19 protein-coding genes and 1 other RNA gene are annotated in these 18,940 nt (G+C 47.3%); 14 read left to right on the forward strand and 6 right to left on the reverse strand.

Annotation, left to right across the window (positions count from 1 at the left end; all coding sequences use genetic code 11):
- Positions 1-4: 4 nt before the first annotated feature.
- The 3 genes from KD909_RS07065 to KD909_RS07075 all read right to left on the reverse strand — a co-directional run bounded on the left by KD909_RS07065 (position 5) and on the right by KD909_RS07075 (position 2,978).
- Positions 5-1,351, reverse strand: coding sequence for a sensor histidine kinase (locus tag KD909_RS07065; RefSeq protein WP_211782783.1), 1,347 nt, complete (start codon positions 1,349-1,351; stop codon positions 5-7).
- A complete protein-coding gene (locus KD909_RS07070) occupies positions 1,348-2,013 on the reverse strand; it encodes a response regulator transcription factor (protein WP_211782784.1) in 666 nt (221 codons plus the stop codon). Before KD909_RS07070 ends, KD909_RS07065 begins: the two co-directional genes overlap by 4 nt.
- 77 nt (positions 2,014-2,090) lie before the next feature.
- On the reverse strand, positions 2,091-2,978 hold the full coding sequence (locus tag KD909_RS07075; protein ID WP_211782785.1) for a hypothetical protein: 888 nt from the start codon (positions 2,976-2,978) through the stop codon (positions 2,091-2,093).
- A gap of 172 nt (positions 2,979-3,150) precedes the next feature.
- Here KD909_RS07075 and KD909_RS07080 point away from each other — a divergent pair, with 172 nt between their 5' ends.
- The 3 genes from KD909_RS07080 to KD909_RS07085 all read left to right on the forward strand — a co-directional run bounded on the left by KD909_RS07080 (position 3,151) and on the right by KD909_RS07085 (position 5,102).
- A complete protein-coding gene (locus tag KD909_RS07080; RefSeq protein ID WP_211782786.1) occupies positions 3,151-3,558 on the forward strand; it encodes a hypothetical protein in 408 nt (135 codons plus the stop codon).
- A 94-nt stretch (positions 3,559-3,652) separates the two neighbouring features.
- Complete coding sequence (locus KD909_RS15595; protein ID WP_371744413.1) at positions 3,653-4,147, forward strand: S8 family serine peptidase; 495 nt, start codon at positions 3,653-3,655, stop codon at positions 4,145-4,147.
- Positions 4,083-5,102 (forward strand): S8 family peptidase, encoded by a 1,020-nt coding sequence (locus KD909_RS07085; protein ID WP_371744414.1) that lies wholly within the window; start codon positions 4,083-4,085, stop codon positions 5,100-5,102. Before KD909_RS15595 ends, KD909_RS07085 begins: the two co-directional genes overlap by 65 nt.
- A gap of 44 nt (positions 5,103-5,146) precedes the next feature.
- Here KD909_RS07085 and KD909_RS07090 read toward each other — a convergent pair whose 3' ends face one another.
- A complete protein-coding gene (locus KD909_RS07090; protein WP_211782787.1) occupies positions 5,147-5,551 on the reverse strand; it encodes a hypothetical protein in 405 nt (134 codons plus the stop codon).
- A gap of 120 nt (positions 5,552-5,671) precedes the next feature.
- Between KD909_RS07090 and rnpB the strand changes: the two genes are divergently transcribed.
- From rnpB to KD909_RS07130, 8 genes are all read left to right on the forward strand, one after another.
- An RNA gene (gene rnpB, locus KD909_RS07095) (RNase P RNA component class B) lies at positions 5,672-6,039 on the forward strand.
- Positions 6,040-6,164: 125 nt separating this feature from the next.
- The gene (locus KD909_RS07100; RefSeq protein WP_211782788.1) at positions 6,165-7,328 is read left to right on the forward strand and encodes a THUMP domain-containing class I SAM-dependent RNA methyltransferase; all 1,164 of its coding nucleotides are present in this window, start codon (positions 6,165-6,167) and stop codon (positions 7,326-7,328) included.
- Between the two features lie 119 nt (positions 7,329-7,447).
- Complete coding sequence (locus KD909_RS07105; protein WP_230872813.1) at positions 7,448-7,630, forward strand: hypothetical protein; 183 nt, start codon at positions 7,448-7,450, stop codon at positions 7,628-7,630.
- Between the two features lie 51 nt (positions 7,631-7,681).
- Positions 7,682-8,584, forward strand: coding sequence for a Gfo/Idh/MocA family protein (locus KD909_RS07110; protein ID WP_211782789.1), 903 nt, complete (start codon positions 7,682-7,684; stop codon positions 8,582-8,584).
- A gap of 59 nt (positions 8,585-8,643) precedes the next feature.
- A complete protein-coding gene (locus tag KD909_RS07115) occupies positions 8,644-10,062 on the forward strand; it encodes an alanine/glycine:cation symporter family protein (protein ID WP_249199095.1) in 1,419 nt (472 codons plus the stop codon).
- Positions 10,063-10,171: 109 nt separating this feature from the next.
- Entirely contained in the window at positions 10,172-10,993 is an 822-nt protein-coding gene (locus KD909_RS07120; RefSeq protein WP_196430760.1) for a YihY/virulence factor BrkB family protein, read from the forward strand.
- Positions 10,994-11,072: 79 nt separating this feature from the next.
- Positions 11,073-11,627: a hypothetical protein gene (locus KD909_RS07125; RefSeq protein WP_012726366.1), complete on the forward strand. Its 555-nt coding sequence runs from the start codon at positions 11,073-11,075 to the stop codon at positions 11,625-11,627.
- Between the two features lie 15 nt (positions 11,628-11,642).
- Positions 11,643-11,948, forward strand: coding sequence for a hypothetical protein (locus KD909_RS07130; RefSeq protein ID WP_211782790.1), 306 nt, complete (start codon positions 11,643-11,645; stop codon positions 11,946-11,948).
- 48 nt (positions 11,949-11,996) lie between these two features.
- On the opposite strand, the gene putP is transcribed toward KD909_RS07130, so the two are convergent.
- Positions 11,997-13,478 (reverse strand): sodium/proline symporter PutP, encoded by a 1,482-nt coding sequence (gene putP, locus KD909_RS07135; RefSeq protein ID WP_211782791.1) that lies wholly within the window; start codon positions 13,476-13,478, stop codon positions 11,997-11,999.
- 345 nt (positions 13,479-13,823) lie between these two features.
- Positions 13,824-14,795: a D-alanyl-D-alanine carboxypeptidase family protein gene (locus tag KD909_RS07140; protein WP_249199096.1), complete on the reverse strand. Its 972-nt coding sequence runs from the start codon at positions 14,793-14,795 to the stop codon at positions 13,824-13,826.
- A 199-nt stretch (positions 14,796-14,994) separates the two neighbouring features.
- Between KD909_RS07140 and KD909_RS07145 the strand changes: the two genes are divergently transcribed.
- The 3 genes from KD909_RS07145 (at position 14,995) to KD909_RS07155 (ending at position 18,778) form a co-directional block, all read left to right on the forward strand.
- Complete coding sequence (locus tag KD909_RS07145; protein WP_211782793.1) at positions 14,995-16,527, forward strand: FAD-dependent oxidoreductase; 1,533 nt, start codon at positions 14,995-14,997, stop codon at positions 16,525-16,527.
- 74 nt (positions 16,528-16,601) lie between these two features.
- Positions 16,602-18,074, forward strand: a complete 1,473-nt coding sequence (locus KD909_RS07150) for a carboxypeptidase M32 (protein WP_211782794.1) — start codon at positions 16,602-16,604, stop codon at positions 18,072-18,074.
- Positions 18,071-18,778 (forward strand): glycerophosphodiester phosphodiesterase, encoded by a 708-nt coding sequence (locus KD909_RS07155; protein ID WP_211782795.1) that lies wholly within the window; start codon positions 18,071-18,073, stop codon positions 18,776-18,778. Before KD909_RS07150 ends, KD909_RS07155 begins: the two co-directional genes overlap by 4 nt.
- The last annotated feature ends 162 nt before the right edge of the window (positions 18,779-18,940 follow it).

Here is an 18,940-nt window from a genome sequence, read left to right on the forward strand (position 1 = left end):
TACATCAAAAATGTAGGTGGATCGTGGTGCCGATTCCAAGGCTAGACTCGACTGTGATGTTTCCGCCATGTAGGTCGATGATATCTGAGGTGATGGCGAGACCGAGACCTGTCCCTTGACTCGTTCGAGCCGTGTCTCCCCGATAGAAGCGGTCGAAGAGGTGCTCTTTTGTCTCGTCGTCCATCCCAATCCCTTCATCCGTAACCGAGATGACGATACCCGGGTCAACGGTACATGTGATGTGGATGGTGCCTCCATCACGTGAGGCATGGACGGCGTTCACCAATACGTTGTTCCAAACTTGTGCGAGTAGAACCGGGTCACTCTTCAAGACTACGTCTTGTGGGATGTCAGTAACGACGGCAATCCCTTTTTGATCAAGAATGAAGGCGTTCATTTGAATGACTTCGGATACCGATTGAAGCACATTCACGTTCGTCTCGAGAATCGGTGGATTTTCATCCAATCGTGATAAAAGCAGCAGTTGTTTCGTCAATTGGGATAGACGCTTCGTCTCCTGTTCGATGACACGCGCATATTCCTTCGATTCTCCTTTCGTTCCGTCAGCCAATTTTTCTGCATAGCCAACTAAGGAAGTCAACGGAGATTGGAATTCATGGGAGACATTCGAAACGAATCGTCGCTGTCTTGCTTCTGTCCGATCGATCTCGTTCGACATGTTTTGAAATTGTCGTGCCAACGTCCCGATCTCATCTTGACGCTCGACGGGGAGATGTTCCGGAGCTTTACGCATGGCGACGGATGTGGTCGCTTTCGTGAGCGTCTGTAACGGGCGGACCAGGGACCTTGTCGAGATGGCGATCAAGCCAAATGCCAAGAGGGTCACGAGTGCGAAAAATAGACCGACGAACAGATGTAACTCGCGGATTTGGGCACTCAAGTCCGGACGGATAAAGATGACGTCTCCGTTTTCAAGTGTAAATCCATATGTGTTCGTCAATTCATTATCGAACAATCCGAGCAAGAAGAGATGAAACGGAAAGTCACGCATTCCCTGATAGGGAGCCCCGTTCCGTACGGACTGAATCACCGTATCAGATATGGTCTCGTCTCGAAATGCACCGCCAAAGCGTCGACGTTCGTCTGTCGAGTCCATGACGACCAGTTGGTATCCGGTTGCGGCTAAAAAGGTATAGAAGGCATCATAGTCTAAATCGGTATGGTTCTCGACATACGACTCCGCCATTTTGGCGACCCGTTCCGTCTTCTCGCTATAGGAAGGTTGCCACCACGTGTAATAAGCCACATTGCTGATCAAAAGAGAGATGGCTCCGGAAAGAAGTAAAATCAAGAACATCGTGACGATGATTCGCGTGTAGAGTGTCTTCATCCGTTCACCTCGAGCGCGTATCCGACGCCTCTTACCGTTCGAATTGTCAGGGCAGGGTGATCGAACCGATTACGAAGTCGCTTGATATGCACATCAACCGTTCGCTCATCCCCTTCGAAATCAAACCCCCATATTAACTCGATCAACTCCTCACGACGATACACCCTTCCTGGGAATGAGGCGAGCTGAAATAATAGCTCGAACTCTTTTTTAGGGAGATAGAACAGCTGCCCCTCAAGCGTCACCTCGTACTCTCTTAAATCGAGTCGAAGGGGACCGGCTTGAATTTGTGAAGCGGCCGAGCGTTGATAACGCCGTGAGACGGCTTGTAATCTGAACAATAGCTCCTCAGGGATGAACGGTTTGGTCACATAGTCGTCTGCCCCATGCTCGAACCCTTGGCGCTTATCCTCCCATTCATCGAGAGCGGTTAGTAGGATGACGGGTATATCAAGAGTCGCCTTGAGTCGTCGACACAACTCACGACCGTCAAGCCCTGGGAGCATGATGTCGACGATTGCGGCATCGATTGGTTGCGTTGTAAAACGTTCTTCGCCTGTGTTGCCGTCGGTCGCCGTTAACACCTCATGACCCGCATCCTCGAACGTCTCCTTCACAAGGCGTAAAATGGATGGATCGTCTTCTACGATGAGTATACGCATATCGGTCGTTCCTTTCCAAAATAGGTTCGACACGAAACGAGGTGACCCATGTGGAGTCACCTCGAGTCGTATCAGCTTTATTGTTTCGTCATCTCTTGATGAAGGGCACGGAGTGCGCGGATGAACGCATCCTTAAAATATTTGTCTTCTTGTGTCTCTAATGTTTGGATGGCCTTTTGGTCACCGTTACTCGCTTTGACGAGGAGATTCACGACTGTTCCCCAACGTTTCACATGTTCTGGGCGAGGGTGGTTCAACGCGGTCGTCAACGTGAACCAATACGGTTGATCGCGTCGCTGTAACGTGGCGATCATCTGTTTGGCAAGGAGTGCTTCTTCTTCAGAAGGGATTGTTGCCGTGGCGAACCAACCGAGCATCGAGGCGCTCATCGATTCAAGTTCTTGTTTCATCGCAGGTTCGATCGGCATCCGTCCGAAGTCTGTCACGTTGACGAAAACCAGTCGGTCTTTCGGGTCGATATGTGTGATCCATCCTGACACTGACTTCATCTTTTCACGTTCTTTTGACTGGGCTTTACACGTGTAGCCTTGAAGTTTTCCGATGTAGATGCGGAATTGTCCACGGTCGACATGCTTGTCCACTTTGAACTCGATTTCTTGTCCCGCTTGAAACGGTTGATTTCGTTTATTCAACGTCTGACCCTTTTTCAATTCAGGTCGCTTGGAGATATGACGCAGTGCTTCCTGTTCCGTCCGGTCATCCAATGTCCAGAGGTTATGAGGGGTCACGTTTTTAAAGCGATGACGCCGAACGTAGATGTATTGATCAAGTGCGTCAATCGCGTCTGCCGAAGTGGAAGTTCCATTCAAATAGTCATCAGCGATGTCACGTAAGGTGAGGGATTCGAGACGGTCGATATGTCCTGAATATGGGACGCTTCCGACAACAAATAACGCGGTCGCAATCAACTCACTTTCTCGAGGGGTCAGCGGTCGTTTGGCCATGGTGCACTTCCTCTCTCTCAATTCATATGATTAGTATAACAAAAACAGTTCGACCGTTGTGAACTCAACTGCGATTTGGAAAAAAATGAGGAATGGACAGGATTCCCACCATTTATCTCGAATAATGATCTTGTAGAGAATCGGATGAAGGTATGAAAAGTGAGGTGAGGCGATGAAGCTCTCCATTGAACCAGGGGATTATGTTGTATTGATTGAAATCAATAAAGAAGTACTTAAATGTGCCTCCCTCGATGAAGCCGATCAGGCAGATCGTTTGCGATATGAGCTCGTCGGTCGGATGAGCGAACGCCTGCCGGCAGAAGTCATCGTTCCGTCCATCATCGATTACATCCGCTTCGGAAGCGGATATATCGGAGATCGTATCGTCTGGGACGCCGAAACCGAGTCTTTTTTTTGCCAACAGTTTGAGACCATTGACGGCTCCCCGCTCGGAGAGGACTTAGAAGGATTTCGTCCCGACCCAAGCCGGGTGGAACTGGCGCGCTACTATACGTACTTGACGATTGGACGGATTGTCGAGTTTGATATGTTACATCCGGATGAGCCAAGCTATTGGTAAATTTGTCGACAACTTTTTATTCAAAAAAAGGGAAATCTAATCCAAAGTTTGAGATAACGGAATCACTTTATCAATTTGGAATGGAACGGAAGGAATGAAAAAGTTTGCCCTTTTGACAGCGGTTGCCAATTTACTGCCGGTGGGAGTAGATGCTGCGAAGCCAGTCATCCTTAAGAAACATGGCTACGTCGTTTCAGAACCACAAGTCACGAGTCAATATTATGTGAAGCAAATCGGTACGGATTTGGCCTGGAGTAAGACGAGAGGCGCAAGTGATATCGTTGTGGCGCTGATTGACTCGTCAGCTGACCGGAACCATACGGATTTGAAGAACGTTCCTCGTGTCGTCAATTCCATGAAAGGTCCGTATACTGCGGATATTCATGGTACGCATACCGCCGGGATCATGGCCGGGAAACATAACCGCTTTGGGATTGCAGGACTCGCGCCGAACGTCCGCTATCACTTCTATAATGTGTTTTACGGGGTGAATAAAGATAAAACGGACTCTTGGACGGTCGCTAATGCCGTGGATACGGCTGTGGCGAAAGGGGCGAACATCATCAACCTCTCGCTTGGGGGGGGATGATTATGATAGTCGTTTAGCCTCATCAATCAAACGGGCAAGGGCGAAAGGGGTCATTATCGTCGCATCATCTGGAAATGATCGAAAACAAACGATTAATTTTCCCGCGAACATGAAAGAAGTAATCGCGGTCGGTGCAATCGATTCTAGACATCGTCTCGCGAGCTTTAGCAATATGGACGATCGCGTCAAAATCGTGGCGCCAGGTGTGAACATCCTCTCGCTCGGGGTCAACAACCGTTTTATCTATATGGACGGGACGTCAATGGCGGCACCGATGGTCACGGCGAGTCTCGCGCTCGTCAAATCGATCAACGCTTATTTGACACCAAGTGAGATCGACCAGTTAATTGCGAAGATGCCTCGAGCGTCCGGCAAGTCCTATACGGAATTGAATACAATGAAACTATTAGAAGCGACGGCTCGCCCGATTCATATCTCTGCCCCTTCGGTGTGGAAGAGCCGATACGTGAATGATGTCAAGTTGAGTGTTATGAACCATTCGAACTTGAAATCTTCCTTCACACTGTATCAAGGGAACAAGAAAATTAAGACACTTACTCCAAATCGGTCGTTCACAATGTATTCGAGTGGGGATTGGCTACCGAGCGGACAATACCGCATCGTCGGTCAAGTAACGGACGGAAAACATAAGCGCTACACGAGCCGAACGATCGATTATGTCAACACATTGAAGACGGCAGTTTCTGTGAAGGTGTCGGAGGAAGGGACGTTCACGATTCATACGACACGAAAAGGGACGGTCACGGTACTTGATTCAAATGGGAAGGTCTTATACGAAGCGCTCCACATCGCTGGGACATTCCCGGTAAGAGGGGATACGGCGGAAAAGTTGACCGTCATTCTGAAGCCGACGGACCTTCGTGAAAAAGTAGTGACGACATCTTACGAGCTACCAATCATTGAAGACGAGCCCCCGGTAACAGAGACCTTATAAGACAAAAAGCCGCCTTCTCCTAGGGGAGAGACGGCTTCTTCTATTTAATCGATGGTGATGGCTTCTCCACACCAACGGATACTCGCTTCTAATACGTTACCTTGGTCATCAATATGCTCGAAACTGAGTTTCCCATCTCGGATGATCTCGCAAAGGCCGACTCGGACGCGGTCGCTCCAAGCGCGACGCGTCTCATGCGCTTCATCGAACACTGGAATGGCGTCCGGGAAGCGCTCCTCGAGATGTGCTAAATTGTGATGGTCAAAATGATAAGGTCGTTTCGAGAGTTCGTTCGGTGCCTTGATATCGAACGGTTCAAACCCTCGGACGAGACGATTATTTCGGTAGAAGGCGAACACGCCGTTGTTCGGGTGGAGCACTTTAATGTCATCGATTTCTATTACATAAGTCAGACGTTGAATCCAACCGTTTTTTGCATCCTGATGCATCAAAATCCCTCCTTATTCAATGAACACGCCTTATTTTAGCGCTGACTGAACGTAAAATCAAGTTTCGAATTTAAGTTGTCAACCGTTCAAATTTCAGCTACAATGGTTGAAGTGACTATGAGGTCTGGACAATCGCGGGACGCAAGTCTTGAGGAAAGTCCATGCTCGCACAGCCTGTGATGGCTGTAGTGATCGTGCTACACGAAACGATAAGTGTAGGCAACGCAAGTTGACGGCAGAAGAAACACCTAAGTCCTCGGATATGGTGTACGCTTCTTGAAAGTGCCACAGTGACGGAGTCTGATCGGAAACGTTCAGAGTGGAACGAGGTAAACCCCACGAGCGAGAAACCCAAACTATGGTAGGGGAACTTCCAGACCGGAATCGAACGGGACGGAGGGCGCCGATGTGCGCAGATAGATGATTGTCACTCCATCGTGCCAGGGAGACCGCTATGAGCACCGGAGTACAGAACATGGCTTACAGGACAACATAGTCTCAACTGACAACGACAAGGAGTTCAAGCACATATACTTGAGCTCCTTTTTTCATGATTTTTTTACAACTTACAAAATGACTGAAAGATATTTATGTAGAAGGAAGGCGATTACAGATGGCAAAACGTAAACTGATTGCGACGGCAGCGATGGGAATCGAGGCACTCGTGGCAAAAGAAGTAAGAGATTTAGGATACACGTGCGAGGTCGAGAATGGACGAATTTATATCGACGCTGAAATGGAAGACATTCCACGTCTGAACATGTGGTTACGGACAGCAGACCGGGTCAAGCTCGTCGTTGCCGAGTTCAAGGCGACAACGTTCACAGAATTGTTTGACGGGGTCGTGGCGTTACCATGGACCGACCTCATGCCGTGGGACGCGGCGTTCACGGTGGACGGACGCTCGGTCAAATCGAAGCTGTTCTCGATTCGTGACTGTCAGAAAATCACGGAGAAGGCGATTGTTGAAGCGATGCAACGCGGCTATCGTAAAGAAGGGGAATGGTTGCCGAAGTCAGGCGCCAAATTCCCGATCGAAGTCGCTCTATTGAAAGATATGGCGACAATCACGATCGACACGTCCGGTCCGCTCCATCGTCGTGGCTACCGTGAGCTTCATTCACAAGCACCACTCAAAGAGACGATGGCTGCAGCGATGATTCAATTGACGAACTGGCGTCCGGACATGCCGTTTTATGATGTGTTCACAGGTTCTGGGACGCTCGCCATCGAGGCGGCGATGATTGGACGAAATATCGCGCCGGGTATCAACCGTGAATACTTCGCTCAAGACTGGACATGCATTCCGAAAAAAGCTTGGTATGCGGCAATCAATGAAGCAAACGAGAAAGCGGAGTGGGATAAACCGCTAAAAATCTATGGAATCGATCTCGATCCGCGGATGGTCAAACTCGCAAAAGACAATGCGGAACTCGCTGACGTCCGCGATGCGATCACGTTCGTCCATAGTGACGCAGCCGCACTGAAGCCGAAAGAAGAGTACGGAGTCATCATCGGAAACCCACCTTATGGGGAACGACTTCAGTCAGAAGAAGAAATCATCGACTTGTACGAACGGATCGGAGAACAATATGCAAAATATCCTGGTTACAGCGTCTACATGTTGACTAGTTATGAAGACTTCGAGAAAGCATACGGACGCCCTGCGACGAAGCGTCGGAAGTTGTACAACGGAAATATCGAAACGCAATATTATCAATACTTCGGAAAGCGCCGTCCACGTCCGGACCGTGACGAGAAACCGAAATCAGAATAATGAATCCATGACCGTTAACCTGAGCGGTCATTTTCTGTTTTATTAGAGCAAACTCACTTGTTTCATCATCCGTCTAACAGGTTATACATAACATATGTATAATTAGAGGGGGACAGATGATGGAAAAGTATACCGTCGAATATCAGTTACATGTGAAAGAACAAAACACTCGGACGGTCGAGGTGGAAATGGACCGTGTGCCGGACTTAAATAATCAAGAAGAACTACATGCGGCTTACCAGATTGTATCTGACGCGATTCGTGAACCGATTACAAGTTTTGAGATTGTATCTATTACGTGAGCCCGAGGCAGTCGCTTCGGGCTTTCTACATAATTTTGGAGGAGTGAGTAGATGAATATTTTGGTAGTAGGCATAGGTGACGTGGCAAAAAAAGCGTATCTGCCAGTATATGCTGGATTAAAGGACGTCGATGTGTATCTCGTCTCTAGAGATGAACAAAAGTTACACGAAGTCATCTCGACCTATCGTTTTAAAGGAGGATATACGGAGCTCGACGCCGTGCCGATGACAGAAATCGATGCCGTCATGATTCATTCGACGACAGCTGTCCACTATGAGCAAGCCGAGTATTGTCTACGGCAAGGGAAGCATGTCTTCATCGACAAACCGATCACGTTCACTCTTGAAGAGACGGAGCGACTCGTCGCACTCGCTAACGAGAAAGGTGTCCATCTCGTCACGGGCTTCAATCGCCGATTTGCGACGGCCACGCAGGCACTCAAACAAATTGAAGAAAAAAATATGGTCTTCATTCAAAAGAACAGAACGTATAAACCGGCAACGCTCCGCGAATTTGTGATCGAGGATTTCGTGCATGTCGTCGATACGCTCCGTTATTTGACCGATCTTCAGCCTGTCGAGCGGTTGCGCGTGACACCACGGTTTGAAGGGGATGTGCTGAAACAAGTGATGATTCATTTCATGGCAGGGGGAATCGAAGCAATCGGTTGGATGAACCGAGACAACGGTTGTACCGAAGAAGTGATGGAGGTCATGTCACCGACCGTGAAGCGGGTCACACGCGATGTGGAGCGGATTACAGACTATGGACGAAACGGTGTGAGGGAATGGTCGCTCGACCCGTGGGAGTCCAATTTAAAGCGTCGAGGGTTTATCGACTTGATTGATGACTTTATCAAACTGTTAAATGGGGAAGCGAACAAGTCAGTCCTAGCTGAGGATAGTTTAGAGACACATCGTCTATGTGAAGAGATTCTTAAAAACGTGCAATGAACCCGCTGTTTCTGTCAGATTCAGAGCGGGTAAAAACTCGATAAAAGGAGGCGATTTCGTTGGAGATTCGTGAACTGATTATGCAAATCAATGACTATTTATGGTCGTACCTTCTCATCTTCGTATTGATTGCAGGAGGTCTTTATTTTACGATTCGGATGGGGTTCGTTCAATTTCGATTGTTACCGGAAATGTTTAAACTTTTATTCGTGAAAGGAAACAAGCATGAGAAAGGACAGGTCTCATCTTTCCAAGCATTCGCCATCGGAACGGCGGCCCGGGTCGGTACGGGGAACATCGCCGGTGTATCGACAGCAATCGCCTTAGGCGGACCTGGCGCCGTATTTTGGATGTGGCTCATCGCCTTGATTGGAGCAGCGTCGGCGTTTGTTGAAAGTACGCTCGCCCAGGTGTATAAAGTGCATGACGGCAAGGCGTGGCGCGGTGGTCCGGCGTACTATATTGAACGGGCTCTCGGTGCACGCTGGTTAGGCATCGTATTTGCCATTTTGATTACGTTCGCCTTCGGTTTTGCCTTCAACTCCGTGCAGGCGAATACAATCGCACTCTCCGTGAATAACGTATTAGAGATTGATACCCTCTGGGTCGGCATCATCTTATCCGTTGTCACCGCTATCGTCATCTTCGGTGGGATTCGTTCCATCTCGACCTTGTCGGGAATCATCGTACCAATCATGGCCGGCGGCTATATCTTATTAGCCATGTGGGTCGTCCTGACGAATCTTGATGTCGTGCCACAAGTGTTCTCGGCCATCTTCTCAGAAGGTGTCCTCGGTTTCCAACAGTTGTTCGGTGGTGCGGTCGGTGCAGCCGTCCTCCAAGGCATTCGACGAGGTCTGTTCTCGAACGAGGCAGGGATGGGGTCTGCCCCGAATGCCGCAGCTACCGCTGAAGTCAGTCACCCGGTCAAACAAGGATTGATTCAATCGCTCAGTGTGTTTGTGGACACATTGTTCATCTGTACCGCAACGGCGATGATTGTCCTCATCTCAGGTGTCGAAGGCTCTGAAGCATTCCAGGGGATTGAACTTGCCCAAGAGGCGCTTCTCGTCGAAATCGGACCGATTGCGACGACACTCATGACAATCGCCATCTTACTTTTTGCCTTCAGTTCGATTTTGGCCAATTATTATTATGGGGAGACGAATATCGAGTTCATTTCTGAGAAGAAGCGATATTTGATTATCTATCGGATTGCCGTTGTCGGGATGGTCATGTTCGGGTCAGTACGATCGGCGGGACTGGTCTGGTCGATTGCCGACATCTTTATGGGGCTGATGGCACTCGTCAACATGTATGCGATCTTCCGATTGAGTAAAGTTGCCAAGACGCTCCTCGATGACTATATGGTCCAAAAGAAAGAAGGAAGAGACCCAGAATTCTTTAAAGATGATGTCGATCTTCCTGGTAAAGAGCACATTGAAGCGTGGGAAACGAAAAAAGAAGAAATCAGTTAAAGGATCATCAATCAATGGAACGCCCCTGGCATCAGGGGTTTCCTCTTCATTTTAAATTTTTTATTTCAAATACCGCAATTATTTTATCCAAAGAAAGTAGAGAGCAACAATGAAACAAGTATTTTTGACAATCGTCAAGCGATTTTTTACGGAACGATTTTTTGATCAAGCGGCCATGTTGGCCTATTATTTCATTCTATCCACGTTCCCGTTCCTATTATTCGTATTAGGGATTGTCGGATTTTTGCCGTTTACGAGTGGCGATGTGATTCAAGCATTATCACTCATTATGCCTGAAGCGAGTTACAAGCTATTAGAAGGAAACATTGAAGCCGTATTCGACAACTCCAAATTAAAATTGGCATCATTCAGTATCTTACCGGCACTCTGGATCTCATCGATGGCCGTACAATCTCTCGTTCGAGCATTGAACGATGCCTACCGGGCCGTTCGCAATAAAGCCTTCTGGAGGGGCGTCTTACAGGATATCGCCATCACCTTGGCGCTCATGTTTGTGTTGCCATTTTCATTGCTCGTCCCTGTGATTGAGACGGCACTTCGAGAAATCTCTTCATACGTGTTGTTCATCGATGAGATTGTCACGACATATGCGCAGATTTGGTTTTACTTCAGATGGATCATCGGAACAGGTCTTCTATTCACTGTATTCGTATTTGTATATAAGTGGTTGCCAAGTGTGTCCGGAACATTTAAAAATAGTTGGGCTGGAGCTGCTTTTGCGACAGTCGGGATACTACTTGTTTCGAATGTGTTTAGTTATTATTCACAATTTGCAAACTATGAACAGTTTTACGGTCAACTCGGTGCGTTCATCGTCTTGTTGATTTGGTTTTATCTTGCTGCCTCTGTCATCTTGCTCGGAGGGCTGTTGAATGCGACGTTAATTGAGAGGAAAGAAAAACTTCGTTAGACGTGTAATTGCTAGTTATCATTCGAAAGAATAGGGAATGGTAACGTAAGGTCACATCATCTAAGCGGAGGTGGGAAACATGGATATGCAACGGCTCGTACACAATCGTCGTTTCATCGATCAATCATTGTTTTACCTCGCCTTACATCTGTGGAAATGGATCCTACTGTTACCTGTCTTGTTCTATTTAGACGTCTCGTTCCGCCATTCGCCATTCTCTGAGTACTTGATTGTCAGTATCATCTTGTATCTCATGTTTCGTGTAATTCAGTATGTGATAGCCAGTCGGGCATCTCTCATGGAATTAGTAGAGTTCGGTTACGGATTGCTATCACTTGTTCTCGTCTTCTCGTTCATGATGGAAATCGGTGCGCCACCGATTGCTGTCGCTATAGTAGGTGCAGCATACTTGAGCCATCCGATGCTTTCTCTACATCACTATCAAAACTTTTCAGAACGAAAATGGTTGAACAAGCAGTTTCAACTATTTAGTCCGATGCTTCGACAAGGTGAAGTACCGGTTCACGTCCTCGTGTTGACGGAAGATGAAATTGTGATTACTGTAGAAAGTGGAAAAGAGTTTACGTACCGTCATATTTACTGGGGCGGTTTTTATGTAGAAAATCCTTCCTAAAAGGTGGTTACTCAGTTGTTTAGTGGATTTGATAATGTGATTGTTATCGTATTCTGGATTGCGACTTTTATCGCATTCTTTAAAGGCGCCTATGATATGTGGCGTGAATACCGGACGTCGAAAGAAAAATCAGTATTGTACTTTTTAATCGTACTGGTTATTACATGGTTTTGGTTCAATCCATACGAATTGGTCGCACTGCATCCGTTCGTATTGATGGCGTATTATTGGAATCGAAATCGGTGGATGCGGAATGCGATGCTCGTGTTGGTTCTCGTACCGTTCGTGATTCGTGTTTGGTTAATTGCAGCACCGATGTAAAGCAAAAACTCGGTCCCTTGATAAGGAACCGAGTTTTTGTGTGAATCGTTACTCTTTTTTCGCAGCTGCCAATTCAGCTTCCATTTCACCGAATTCACGGTTGATACGTTTTTGTTCTTTCTGGCTAGTAAAGTTACTGACAAGTACGATTGCCAACATACTTAGGAAGAAGCCAGGGACCATCTCATAAAGGACTGTCGAAAGTCCAGTGACGATCCAGACAATGACGGTGATGGCACCGACGAGGATACCAGCGAGGGCACCTTGACGTGTCATCTTGCTCCAGTAAAGTGACAAGAGGATGGCTGGTCCAAATGCAGAACCGAATCCAGCCCATGCATATCCGACGAGTGTGAGGATTGTGCTTGATGGATTGAGTGACATGAGCGTCGCTACAACTCCGACAAGCAAGACACCAACACGTCCGGCAAGGACCATCGTCTTCTCACTTGCATCTTTGTTGAAGAACTTACGATAGAAGTCTTCTGTCAACGCAGATGACGTGACGAGCAACTGTGACGATACCGTCGACATGACCGCCGCAAGGATGGCAGCCAATAAGAAACCTGTGATGAACGGGTGGAACAAGACTTCAGAGAATCGAATGAAGACTGTTTCCGGGTCCCCGAGTGGATTTCCTTGTCCACGAAAATAAGCGATACCTGCCAATCCAGTCATGACAGCACCGATGATTGACACGGTCATCCAACTCATCCCGATTCGACGAGCCGTTTTCAATGATTTCACATCACGGATTGCCATAAAGCGAACGATGATATGTGGTTGACCGAAGTAACCAAGTCCCCAAGCGAGGAGACCGATAATCCCGAGTGTCGTCGTTCCTTTAAAGAGGTCGAACAAATCGGCATTAATTGTCGTTGCAGAGTTGACAGCAGTGTCTACTCCACCGATATCTGTTAAAGCGACAAGTGGTACAAGTACAAGTGCCAAGAACATGATGACACCTTGTGCAAAGTCCGTCCAACTTACTGCCGTGAACCCACCGAAGAGGGTGTACAAGATCACGACACTAATTGTGACGATAACACCTGTCTGATAGTTTAATCCGAATGAGCTTTCAAACAACTTCCCGCCGGATACAAGTCCAGCTGACGTGTAGAACGTGAAGAAGATGATGATGACGGATGCAGAAAGGATCCGTAGCCAGTTCGAGTGATCTCGGAACCGATTCTCTAAGAAGTCTGGAATCGTAATCGAATCGTTCGCCATCTCTGTGAAGACGCGAAGTCGTGGAGCAACTAACAAGTAGTTCAAGTAAGCTCCGATGACCAATCCAACGGCTAACCAAATTGCTGATAGTCCAGTTGCATACATTGCACCCGGTAACCCCATTAACATCCAACCACTCATATCCGAAGCTCCGGCTGACATGGCTGTAACGCCTGGCCCCATTTTACGGCCACCTAACATATAATCTGATGAATCGGTCGTTCGTTTATACGCAACGTATCCGATAAGAAGCATCATCACGAGATAAAGCGCGATGGATACCCATTCTTGCCATAGCATTGAATTACCTCCTATTAAGTTAAAAGATCTATTTAATCAACTCGTTCGCGATTGTGTGAAGACATCACACAGTTAAAAACAAAAGTTGAAAATGCGAACTTGTGCTTTACCTTACAGAACCTTTGAAATGATTGCAAACTGACACTTTTTCATAAAAACGGCTCTAAAGCCCATTATACCAACGGATGAAGGCTAAAATTTTCAGATAAAAAGTTTAAATATTCTGAATATTTGAAATGCTAGGGACTTTCCTGTGTAACATGAATGTAATATTTATGGGAAAATTTTCAGAAAACATATTTATAATCATAAGAAAAAGAGCATCTTTGAATGCTCTTTACTTCTTTATTTGAATGCTTTTTCTTCAACGAGTCGCATCGTCGGGAATGTTTGTCCAGACTTTGCCTGCATCGTAACCAAGATATAAGTTTCGCTATTATGTTTCATGATGAATACCATCGTATATCCGGATTCGTCCGTATAACCCGTCTTCGTGGCGGTCACAAACTTGGAGTAGTTGACACTTCGTTCATTAACCGATGAACCGAGGTGATACCACCAACGACGTTTGCCGTTACCGTCTTTATCTTTAAATTCGGCTTTAAATTCATAAGTCCCGGCAATTTCAATCAACTCCGGGTATGTACTGAATGCGAAGGCGATTTTAGCCATGTCGTTCGCCGTCGTATAATGATTCGGATCCGAATAGCCATGCGCATTTACGAAATGCGTTCCAGTCAATCCTAAAACCTTTGCTCGATCATTCATCAATTGAACGAAGGCCTCGGTCGACCCGCTCGTGTATTCTGCAAGGCTGTTCGCAGCATCGTTTCCAGATTCGAGTAGCGTGGCGTAAAGCGCTTGCCGGACTGTCAATGTATCTCCGATGGCAAGATGTGCGATGTGGCTGTCCCATGGAATGTCGAGTGTCGACTGTTGGATCGTGATGATCGGCTGGTCGAGCTCATTCGCTGCAGACGCCTTTTCATAGGCGAGAAGTGCTGTCATCAATTTGGTCGTACTGGCTGGAAATACACGGTCATTGGCATTTTTATCGATTAATATCTCTTGGTTGGTCACATTGACGAAGGTCAACGCGCCGACAGGGATTTCTTCATTTGAAAGCAATGTCGCCTCACTCGGCCGCCATGAACCCATATCGATCTCCGGAAAAACCGGGCCTTGCTTCATCGGTTCGACCTTTGGCGTGGAAGCCTCTGCTGGTGTGATTGCCTCTTTATCTTGTTTAAATCCGACCAACGTCGGGATCAGTGCGATGATTCCGAGCAACACGACTGCGGCAATCATTCTTCGCATAATGTACGTTCTTCTTCGGTGTCTCCTTCTACGGGTCAACAAAAGTCCCTCCTTTTTTGGTTACTCTATAAACATAATAGAAAACGCTCTTTTTTTTCGCTGAGAAAATAAAGAACTAGGTCAATGATTGATCGGCGGTGAAAGAATTGTGTTTCGGGTATAAGAGTAAAGATGTCACTTTTTGAGAGGAGAATGCGTCATGCATCGTTATCCGTTCACGAACTCCATTTGGCGTCAACATGATACTGGGACGCCGTACCCATCCCTTTCCGTATCGGAATCGACCGAAGTCGTCGTCATCGGGGCAGGGATTGCCGGACTCGTCTGCGCCTATGAACTCCAAAAACGAGGGAGGCAAGTGACGCTTTTAGAAGCGTTAGAGATTGGACATGGGACGACGGGACATACGACGGCAAAATGTTCCGTTCAACATGGGACGATTTATCATAAGCTGATTGGTCATTTTGATGAATCCATCGCGCGTTTATATTACGAGTTCAACTCAGAAGCGCTCGTCTATTTGAAAAATCAAATCGAAGAAGGGTTTGACTGCGATCACTCGAATGAACAATCGTTTCTTTATTCTAGGGAACCGAACGAAGAACTTACGAAAGAACTGGATGCGTATCGTCGCTTAAAGATTGACGGGGGAGAAGCGACGGAAGAAGTGAGAAAGGCTCTCCCGTTCTCGATCGAGCAGGCGTTGGTGATCCATGACCAAGCTCAATTCCATCCCGTGAAATACTTACGTGAATTAGCGGAACGTTTTGTTCGTCTCGGAGGAAAGATTTATGAAAATTCTAGAGCGACGGAAGTGAGTCAGGGACCACGTCCAGTAGTCACTACATCTAACGGTAGAAGGGTACAGGGAAATCAAGTCGTGATTGCGACCCACTATCCATTCAATGACCTGCGCGGGTTGTACGTGTCGAAGTTTTCAATCGAAAGATCGTATATCGTTGCCTGCGAAGTGGAGAGTCGACCACTCAGAGGGATGTATTTAGAGGTTGGACAGCAAAATCGCTCGTTTCGATCCTATAGTGAAAACGGAAAAAGCTATTTACTAGTTGGAGGTGAGGGGCATACCGCTGGGCAAGTCACAGATACGCGTCTACGATATGATCGATTGGAGAATGACGCACAGGCACATTTTGGAACGCATCGGGCATCTCATAGGTGGTCGTCCCAAGATCTTATCACCTTAGATGGACTTCCTTACGTAGGGCAAATGTTCAAGAGAGAACCAGATCTCTTTGTGGCGACTGGATTTTCGAAATGGGGGATGACGAACGGAATCGCTGCTGGCACCTTGCTCGCGGACCAACTCACAGGTCATGCGAACCGATTCGTTGAGCTGGTCTCACCGCTTCGTCAAACGGTTAAACCTAATGATATCAGCGCATTTCTCAAAACAAACTTAGATACTGCCGCTCAATTCACGAAAGGGACAGTAAATCGGCTACTTGAACGAAATGATGTACAAGACCTGCAGCTAGACGAGGGAGGGGTCGTGCAAGTTGATGGGAAGACCAAGGGCGTTTATCGAGATTTGGATAACAAGTGCCATGTCGTCAACCTGACCTGTACGCACCTCGGTTGTACAGTGAAATGGAACAATGCCGAGCGATCATGGGATTGTCCATGCCACGGCTCTCGTTTCGATGCAAAAGGGACTGTATTAGAGGGTCCTGCAACAAAACCACTTTCCTACAGCAAGCGAGAAGATTTGTAAACTGGTGTAGGCAAAGGTTGACATCTATAATAAAGTAGAAAGGGAACAGAATAACACATAGGGGTGAAAGACAGATGGAAGTTACAAAAGAATGGCGTGAACATTTTAAGCAACTGCGTGCCTTCGACGAGGCGATCTCGCTCTTGTATTGGGACATGCGAACACAAATGCCGGAACAGTCGGCACCGCTTCGGGCAGAAACGATCGGTTATTTATCGACTGAGGCATTCAAACGACAGACGAGTGAGTCGTTCGCTTCATTACTAGAACGGATGGCAGATGAAAAGGATTTATCTGACGTCGAGGCGCGGTCACTTGCAATCGCGAAGACGCAATACGAACGGAATGCCAAGATTCCACACAATGAATATCAAGCATATGTAACACTCGTATCGGAAGCCGAGACGGCATGGGAAAAGGCGAAAGAACAGGACGACTGGGACATGTTCGCTCCATACCTTAAACAGATTATCGAATTCCAGCAAAAATTTGCGGAATATTTCGGCTATGAGAAACATCCGTACGACGCATTGCTTTATGACTTTGAGCCAGGCATGACGGTCGAACTTTTAGACGAATTGTTCGCCTCGCTCCGAGACGAACTTGTTCCTCTCATCCAGCAGCTCCCAAAAGAATCGCTCTTTATGGACTGGTCGATGCCGGCGGATGTCCAAGAAACCATTTGTCATGACTGGATGAATGTCGTCGCTTACGATTTATCACGTGGTCGATTGGATGCGACAGTGCATCCGTTCGAAATCACCATCAACCGCCGCGACGTCCGGATTACGACGAAGTATGATGAAGCAGATTTCAGAAATGCACTGTTCGGTACGATGCATGAAGCGGGGCACGCGACGTATGAGCAGCAAATCGACCCGATGCTCGATGAACTCGGACTAGGTGGCGGTGCTTCGATGGGGATTCATGAGTCCCAGTCGCTCTTCTTTGAGAACTTCATCGGACGAAGCGAAGCGTTCTTGCATCGCGTCTATCCGAAACTACAATCGCTTCATCCTGCATACGCTGCGATCGACTTCGACACTTTCTATCGAGGTGTGAATGAAGCGAAACCATCTCTGATTCGGATCGAGGCTGACGAATTGACATACAGTCTACACATCATCATCCGCTATGAGCTCGAGAAGGCACTTATCCAAGGTACGTTGTCCGTCGATGAGCTTCCTGCGGCATGGAATGAAAAGTATAAAGAATATCTCGGACTCGATGTTCCGTCAAATGCCAAAGGAGTCCTTCAAGACGTCCATTGGGCAGGCGGTTCATTCGGATACTTCCCAAGCTATGCCCTCGGGTTGATTTATGCGGCCCAATTGACGGAAACGTTGAAATCAGCTCTTCCGGAATTTGAGACGTTGATTGCAGAAGGTGAAATCGAACCGATCAAAGTGTGGCTACAGGAGAACGTTCATCAATATGGAAAACGTCTCACACCGAACGAACTCATTCAACAAGTGACAGGTCAAGCCATTTCGGTCCAACCACTCGTTCGATATTTGACCAAAAAATATCAGACAGTTGCCAAATGAAACGATTTGCACATCGTGGCGTGATGGCACATCGGCCGGAGAATACGATGTCGGCATTCAAGCTCGCACTCGAGGCCGGGGCAGACGGAATCGAGACGGATGTTCACATGACAAAGGACGGTGTCCTCGTTCTCATCCATGACGAGACGCTCGAGCGGACGACTGACGGAAGAGGACAAGTTTCACTCTATACCTATGATGAGCTCAGACAGTTTAATGCTGGAGTACGTCATGGTCTAGAAGAACACATCCCTACGCTCGAGGAGCTGTTCGACCTTGTGAATGATGAATCGGTCATTTTGAACTTAGAGGTGAAGACGGATGTCCTACGATATGAAGGAATTGAATCTCGCATCATCGATACGATCGAGTCCGCCGGGATTCATGCGTCCCGCATCCTCTTTTCCTCATTCAATCACGAAACCATTCACCGATTGAAACAGATGCGACCGGATATCGAGGCGGCCATTCTGCTTGCACAGCCGCTTTATGACATTTCAGGATATCTTCGATTAGTCGGAGCGGATTCGGTCCATCCGCACATCGATCGCATTACAGACGAAGAAGTACGCTCCTTGCAACATCGAGGGATTCCAATCAGACCATATACGATTAAAACACAACACCAACTGGAGCGTTGTTTAGCGCTTCAAGTCGATGCCGTCTTTGTCAATGATATCGAATGGGCAAACAAAACCACTTAGTCGCAGACTGAGTGGTTTTATATTTGGGTGGAAGGGAACTACATTTTATGTAAAGGTAACGCTTTCGTCCGTTAGCATATCGGAGCACATTCAGGGCATAGTGTCCCCTTTACGTCATTGTCGGATTGTCTTAAGTTTAAGATGTCACCGAGCTACATAGCA

Origin of the sequence: Exiguobacterium sp. PFWT01, from assembly GCF_018255795.1 — a bacterium.
GTDB lineage: Bacteria > Bacillota > Bacilli > Exiguobacteriales > Exiguobacteriaceae > Exiguobacterium.

Excerpts from the sequence above, each read along its gene's own strand:
- KD909_RS07065 (WP_211782783.1), bottom strand. The coding sequence starts at position 1,351 with ATGAAGACACTCTACACGCGAATCATCGTCACGATGTTCTTGATTTTA.
- KD909_RS07070 (WP_211782784.1), bottom strand. The coding sequence starts at position 2,013 with ATGCGTATACTCATCGTAGAAGACGATCCATCCATTTTACGCCTTGTG.
- KD909_RS07075 (WP_211782785.1), bottom strand. The coding sequence starts at position 2,978 with ATGGCCAAACGACCGCTGACCCCTCGAGAAAGTGAGTTGATTGCGACC.
- KD909_RS07080 (WP_211782786.1), top strand. The coding sequence starts at position 3,151 with ATGAAGCTCTCCATTGAACCAGGGGATTATGTTGTATTGATTGAAATC.
- KD909_RS15595 (WP_371744413.1), top strand. The coding sequence starts at position 3,653 with ATGAAAAAGTTTGCCCTTTTGACAGCGGTTGCCAATTTACTGCCGGTG.
- KD909_RS07085 (WP_371744414.1), top strand. The coding sequence starts at position 4,083 with ATGCCGTGGATACGGCTGTGGCGAAAGGGGCGAACATCATCAACCTCT.
- KD909_RS07090 (WP_211782787.1), bottom strand. The coding sequence starts at position 5,551 with ATGCATCAGGATGCAAAAAACGGTTGGATTCAACGTCTGACTTATGTA.
- KD909_RS07100 (WP_211782788.1), top strand. The coding sequence starts at position 6,165 with ATGGCAAAACGTAAACTGATTGCGACGGCAGCGATGGGAATCGAGGCA.
- KD909_RS07105 (WP_230872813.1), top strand. The coding sequence starts at position 7,448 with ATGGAAAAGTATACCGTCGAATATCAGTTACATGTGAAAGAACAAAAC.
- KD909_RS07110 (WP_211782789.1), top strand. The coding sequence starts at position 7,682 with ATGAATATTTTGGTAGTAGGCATAGGTGACGTGGCAAAAAAAGCGTAT.
- KD909_RS07120 (WP_196430760.1), top strand. The coding sequence starts at position 10,172 with ATGAAACAAGTATTTTTGACAATCGTCAAGCGATTTTTTACGGAACGA.
- KD909_RS07125 (WP_012726366.1), top strand. The coding sequence starts at position 11,073 with ATGGATATGCAACGGCTCGTACACAATCGTCGTTTCATCGATCAATCA.
- putP (WP_211782791.1), bottom strand. The coding sequence starts at position 13,478 with ATGCTATGGCAAGAATGGGTATCCATCGCGCTTTATCTCGTGATGATG.
- KD909_RS07140 (WP_249199096.1), bottom strand. The coding sequence starts at position 14,795 with ATGCGAAGAATGATTGCCGCAGTCGTGTTGCTCGGAATCATCGCACTG.
- KD909_RS07145 (WP_211782793.1), top strand. The coding sequence starts at position 14,995 with ATGCATCGTTATCCGTTCACGAACTCCATTTGGCGTCAACATGATACT.
- KD909_RS07150 (WP_211782794.1), top strand. The coding sequence starts at position 16,602 with ATGGAAGTTACAAAAGAATGGCGTGAACATTTTAAGCAACTGCGTGCC.
- KD909_RS07155 (WP_211782795.1), top strand. The coding sequence starts at position 18,071 with ATGAAACGATTTGCACATCGTGGCGTGATGGCACATCGGCCGGAGAAT.